At 60.3% G+C, this 2,549-nt stretch carries 2 protein-coding genes; one reads left to right on the forward strand and one right to left on the reverse strand.

Features of this window, described 5'->3' with window-relative positions:
* The first annotated feature begins 63 nt into the window (after positions 1-63).
* Positions 64-1,773, forward strand: a complete 1,710-nt coding sequence (locus tag ACLHHB_RS12675; protein ID WP_410218642.1) for a catalase — start codon at positions 64-66, stop codon at positions 1,771-1,773.
* A gap of 284 nt (positions 1,774-2,057) precedes the next feature.
* Here the strand turns inward: ACLHHB_RS12675 and ACLHHB_RS12680 are convergent, their stop codons facing one another.
* A complete protein-coding gene (locus ACLHHB_RS12680; RefSeq protein WP_410218643.1) occupies positions 2,058-2,324 on the reverse strand; it encodes a hypothetical protein in 267 nt (88 codons plus the stop codon).
* Between the last annotated feature and the right edge of the window lie 225 nt (positions 2,325-2,549).

Consider the following 2,549-nt stretch of genomic DNA (forward strand, 5'->3'; position numbering starts at 1 on the left):
GGGAACTTCCTGACCGGTTGCGCCCTTGTTATGGGTCCAATCGATCGAGGGGGATTACCAGACATGACCGAACGCAAGGACGACACCATGCGCCCGCAGGCGCGAGAGGACCGGGTTCTGACCACCCGGCAGGGCCATCCCGTGTCAAACAACCAATCCCAGCGCACGGTCGGATCACGCGGTCCGGCGACGCTGGAAAATTACCAGTTCCTGGAAAAGATCTCTCACTTCGACCGCGAACGCATTCCCGAGCGGGTCGTTCATGCACGCGGCTTCGTGTGCTATGGCGAGTTCGAGGCGACAGGCATGATCGGCGACGAGCCGGCTTCGACATATACCCGCGCAAAGCTGTTCCAGGACAAGGGCAAGAAGACGCCGCTGGCCATCCGCTTCTCGACCGTGATCGGCGGGCGCGACAGTTCCGAAGCCGCCCGTGACCCGCGCGGCTTTGCCGTCAAGTTCTATACCGAGGACGGTAACTGGGATCTGGTAGGCAACAACTTGGCCGTGTTCTTCATCCGTGATGCGATCAAGTTTCCCGACGTGATCCACTCGCTCAAGCCCGATCCCGTGACCTTCCGCCAGGAACCCAACCGCATCTTCGACTTCATGAGCCAGACGCCCGAAGCGATGCACATGCTGACGCACCTGTTCAGCCCGCGCGGCATTCCGGCCAGCTATCGTCACATGGAGGGCTTTGGCGTCAACACCTACAAGATGGTGAACGCGAATGGCGATACGGTGCTGGTCAAGTACCACTTCCACCCGCGTCAGGGCGTGGCCAGCCTGACCGGCGAAGAGGCCGCCAAGGTGCAGGGTCAGGATCTGGGCTCGGCCTCCAAGGACCTGTTCACCGCCATCGAGATGGGCAATTTCCCCCAGTGGGACATGTATGTGCAGATCATGGAGGATCACGATCATCCCGAACTGGACTGGGATCCGCTGGACGACACCAAGATCTGGCCGGAAAAGGATTTCCCGCTGCGCCATGTCGGCACCATGACGCTGAACCGCAACGTCGAGGATTTCTTCAACGAGAACGAGCAGATCGCCATGGGCACAGGCGTGCTGGTGGACGGGCTGGAGTTTTCCGATGACAAGATGCTGGTCGGGCGGACGTTCTCTTACTCCGACACGCAACGCTATCGCGTCGGACCGAACTATCTGCAACTGCCGGTGAACCAGCCGAAAAGTGCCGCAGTGGCGACCAACCAGTCGGGCGGCCAGATGTCGTTCTATCGCGACAAGGCGCCGGGGCAGAACCCGTCGGTCAACTATGAACCGTCGATCCATAAGGGACTGCGCGAGGCCGAACGCAAGCCGAACAACCCGCCCGAGATCAGCGGCCGCCTGACGCAAAGCGTGCTGGAACGCCGCAACGATTATGTGCAGGCCCGTGGGCGTTTCTGCACGATGATGGACTGGGAACGCGACGACCTGATCAAGACCATGGGCGACATGCTGTCCCAGTGTGAACGCGACGTGCAGGAGCGGATGGTCTGGCACCTGCTGATGGTCCATGACGACTATGGCCGGCGCGTGGGCGAGATCATCGGTGTCACGGCCGATGATGTCCGCAACATGGGTCCGCTGCCTGACCAGGTGCTGACCGACGAGGATCAGCGGCGCCTGCAGAACTTGGGCAACAATGGCGATCAGATCGACGCAGCGGTCTGGGGCCAGTGGACCAGTTCCGTCAAGAACAGGCAGGCCAAGGCCGAAGAGGTTCTGGCAGGTCAACTGCCCGAAACCCATCGCGAAGCCGCCGAATAGGCGGCGACCAGATCTGGAACAAAATACCGGCGCCGCCCGCATCTTTTGCGGGCGGCGCTTTTCCAATGTGCAAGGGTGGTGATTGACGGATGATGTGTCTTTCGCCCGGACGTCAGTACCTGCCCAACCGGTATGGGCTGGTTCTTAAAATCAGCACAGGCTTTCAATCATTCTGACGCCGGCAGCGTATTGGAACAGCGTCTGCATTGCCACACTGGTCGGAGGTCGAGCAGGAGGCTGCGCCTGATCCGGGATCAGGTTCAGCCTTGCCCTTGCAGGACTGGTCAGGAAATGGGAGGCGAGTGCCGGCGCAGGGTCAGTTGCAGGCAATCCTCATCCGGTTCGATTCCCGAAACGGCGCGATGCGGATGCGCACTTTCCAGCAGCACGGTTTCGCTCTTGCCCTCGATCTCGATCGTTCCGTTCCGCATCGAGCCCATGTCGTTTTCACTCAGCTCTGCTTGGGTGCGGAACTTGATATAGTCGCCGCCGGCCTCGATCGTTCCTTCTATGGGAGCATGGCCTTCAAATGTCAGAATGGCATGGGTCATCTGGTTGTCCTTCCTCGAACAAGGGTCTCTCGCATGGCTCGAAGAAGCAACGCGTGGGCGGGCAAGGAAGGTTCAACGAAAGATATGGCGACCGCGCCTGTCCATGTCCGAAGGTACCCCCGGGCAAGCGAAGGTTTCACTGTATCCTGCAATGTTAAGTCCATCACATGTTCGGGTAGTTTGGCCCGTCTCCGCCCTGGGGGGTGGTCCAGACGATGTTCTGGG

Origin of the sequence: Paracoccus sp. (in: a-proteobacteria) (assembly GCF_046462195.1) — a bacterium.
In the GTDB taxonomy this organism is placed as follows: domain Bacteria; phylum Pseudomonadota; class Alphaproteobacteria; order Rhodobacterales; family Rhodobacteraceae; genus Paracoccus.